Annotated in this window: 2 protein-coding genes; both read right to left on the reverse strand. The window is 41.9% G+C overall.

Annotated features, from left to right (window positions below):
• Positions 1-315: 315 nt before the first annotated feature.
• The gene (locus Q0X72_RS13520) at positions 316-1677 is read right to left on the reverse strand and encodes a hypothetical protein (RefSeq protein ID WP_297766485.1); all 1362 of its coding nucleotides are present in this window, start codon (positions 1675-1677) and stop codon (positions 316-318) included.
• Positions 1678-1957: 280 nt separating this feature from the next.
• A partial coding sequence (locus Q0X72_RS13525; protein WP_297766488.1) for a glycosyltransferase family 4 protein occupies positions 1958-3075 on the reverse strand: 1118 nt, incomplete at its 5' end.

The raw sequence follows: 3075 nt of genomic DNA on the forward strand, positions 1-3075 counted from the left end.
GCTCCAATGACATACGGTCAACATTTACGATGTCATTGTCGAAAAAGTATGGCTCTTTCGTGCGATGCGTCATGAAGATGCGAGGATGCTCTTGAAGCCAGTTCGCCACTGCTGTAGTCCCGCACTTCGGTGCGCCAATAAAAAAGAAATCCGGTTTTCTCATGGTTTCCGGGCCACTATTCAATCTCCAACAATCGGTAATTGCCTACTCAATCCTTGCTGCATAGTAGACTGACTACATTTAAAACGAAGCCGTTACACAGATTTGCTCACAGACTACATCACCGATATGTCTACGAAAACGCGCAATGCTAATCACTTTCGACGCTTCCTATTGGCCTCAAATTTAGGGCGCAAAATGGAAGCCAATTGAATAACAACAAACAACATGATCGATGCCACAAACCAATTTCTCAATGTTGGCACTATGTTCCAAAAGGCAATTTCAATGTTGAACATACTTGGAATAGATCCCAGATAAAAACTGAGTAACAACGTATTATTAAGCTGCCTCAATACGATACTGAAAACACCAAACCAGACTAACGGGAATAGGAGTGCCCCGACATAGCCCCCCACCATCGCGCCACAAGAAAAAATTGAATCAGGATAATCATTCGTGTCTGGCGTATACCCTTCTCGTCTATCTGAACTTCTCCACTTATTATTATAAAAGAATGGTTCCATTGAGTAATCTAATCCCGCCTTATCTATGTAACCCCCAGGTATGGCCCATAACGAAGATGTATACAGTCCCTTTGTTACATTTTCTTTGTAATCAGCTATCGAGGCCGCCCCGACAAAATCCACATAATCTGTCCTTTGTAATTCAAAATTCAAACTAATTCCACCGTATCTATCTTTGGTTAACGCAGTGAGGGGGCCCAAACTCATTACAGTGACCAAAGGAATTAATACGAGGCCAAGGAGTACCATTGACTTTCGATTTTGATGCGATCGGATTCTCGAAATTCGCCCGAACACGACCACTAGAACAGCTAATAACAAAGCAGACCTTGCTCCTGAGAAATACGTAATCGCTAACCCGCCAATTACTAATAGAACTCCATTCCATAAAGTCTTGTGTTGGTCTCCAAGAACCGCAAAATAAAAAAGAGAGACGAAGTATCCCGCCTTAATTAAAGTGATTTGCGCTTCGCTTAAATCTCGCTCAATGCTCCCAACAATCAAATAAAACAAAGACGCACCAAAAATACAGTACATAAAAGGCACAAATAACGGACCAACAGACTGATGCATAGCTTTTTGAGACTCAAGATAAAATACAGTCCATCTTTTTGCATAGATATTCAGAATCATAAGAATGGAAGCGCAAACGACAAGTAATGCGAACAGCCTATAATGAAGCCCCACATCAAATTCAATATATCTAGCTTCTCCGTAATACTTCAGAAAAGGAACGCCTAAATAGGCAATTGACACTAAGCAGCTGATGGCAAATGGTGTTTTCAAGAAACTGGGATTTCCACAGTAATTAGAGAAACTATAAGCCAATAAATGATAGAGAATGGCATGCAAAATACATGCCATTGCAATATTCAATCCACTGTCACCAGAATACCCAGACCAAAAAAACTCAAGCTCCGGCCAAAAGACGCTAAGCAGCGAATAAATACATACGGATATAAAGAAAATCGAATTACGTTTAATCGCCATAAAAAAACTAACGCTCAACTTCAGCAAAAGCTATCTGACTATATGATGGAGAATATGAAGAAAGCATTTTGGCGTACGGCAATTATGAGCTTCTTATAATCGACGGACCCTTCTCTTTGTCTAAACAAGTGGACTCCCGATTAGTTTCCTTAACGCCGTTTCCAGAGAAGAAATATCCCAAAGCAACCACCCATTATCCCCTTCTCTAATTAACCCCGACAACGCCCGTCATTACTTGCTATAACCGGACTCACAGGCCTTCGCTTAAATGGGGACGCAACTAATTCTTTGATTTTGTGTTCAAGAGGGACTTGTAAATTTCACGTAAATGATTTTGCTGTTTTTTTCTACTAAAGTGATCTACTACACGTTTTCTACCATTTAATCGCAATTGCTCGCGTATTGGATGATGCGTCACAAGGAATTCAACTTTTCGACTCATTTCTTGAACATCCCCAGGAGGAAATAATAAGCCATCTTTGGTATCGCTGATGATCTCTAGCACGCCTCCCGCAGCAGATGCAATGACGGGTTTGGCACATGACATGGCTTCCACAATTACTCTTCCGAAAGGTTCCGGTTCTCTTGAGGCGTGTACAATCAGGTCGCAGGAATTAATAGCCGCCACAGAGTTATTCTGAAATCCTGCAAAGTATATGCGGCCCATAATCGCCGTACTCTTTGAGATTTCCTCTAATTCAAGCTTGTAGTCCCGGTCACCGATGGTGTCGTAGATTGCATCGCCAATGATTACAAAGCAAACATAAGGGTATTTAGGCGCGAGGATTTTTGCCATTTCGAGGAAGTCCTTTTGCCCCTTCCACTCAGCCAGCACACCGATAATTCCAATGATAAAAGGCTTATCAATCTCGGCAAATTTATCGTTGAAAATTCGATCGTTGGTGCGCTTGTAGGTATTGGTATTGATTCCATTATAGAGCACGGTGGCATTGAGGCCGATCGATTCAGCGGTCGCCTTCGAATTTGCAATGCAGTGTATCGTCGGATTATGCAGCATTATGAAAAGCTTCTTAGTGATTCCGGGGACAAGAATATCTCGCAGATGCCAAACTATATTTAGTTGCATAAAACGAGAGATAATTCCAAGGATTAGGTGGCACTTAATGCCAGTGCTATGAATAAGTTGAGCCTGCTCTCTGACAAAATGTGCGCGTAATCTTGTAAGGTAGCGAATACTACCTGGAATTGCTGCTAGCAGTAATAAGGTTGTCTTGACCGGATTGAGGCGACTTGTTTGCATGATAAGCTTCGGGATTTCCAATATCTCAATACGAATCCCAAGCTCCTGTAGTTTTACAATCAAAGGACCATCCGCTTTGGGAGCAAGTACGTAGACATCCAATTCCGGGTCTGCCTTCAATATGGATAGCATTTCCA

Origin of the sequence: uncultured Muriicola sp. (assembly GCF_947258935.1) — a bacterium.
In the GTDB taxonomy this organism is placed as follows: Bacteria; Bacteroidota; Bacteroidia; order Flavobacteriales; family Flavobacteriaceae; genus Muriicola.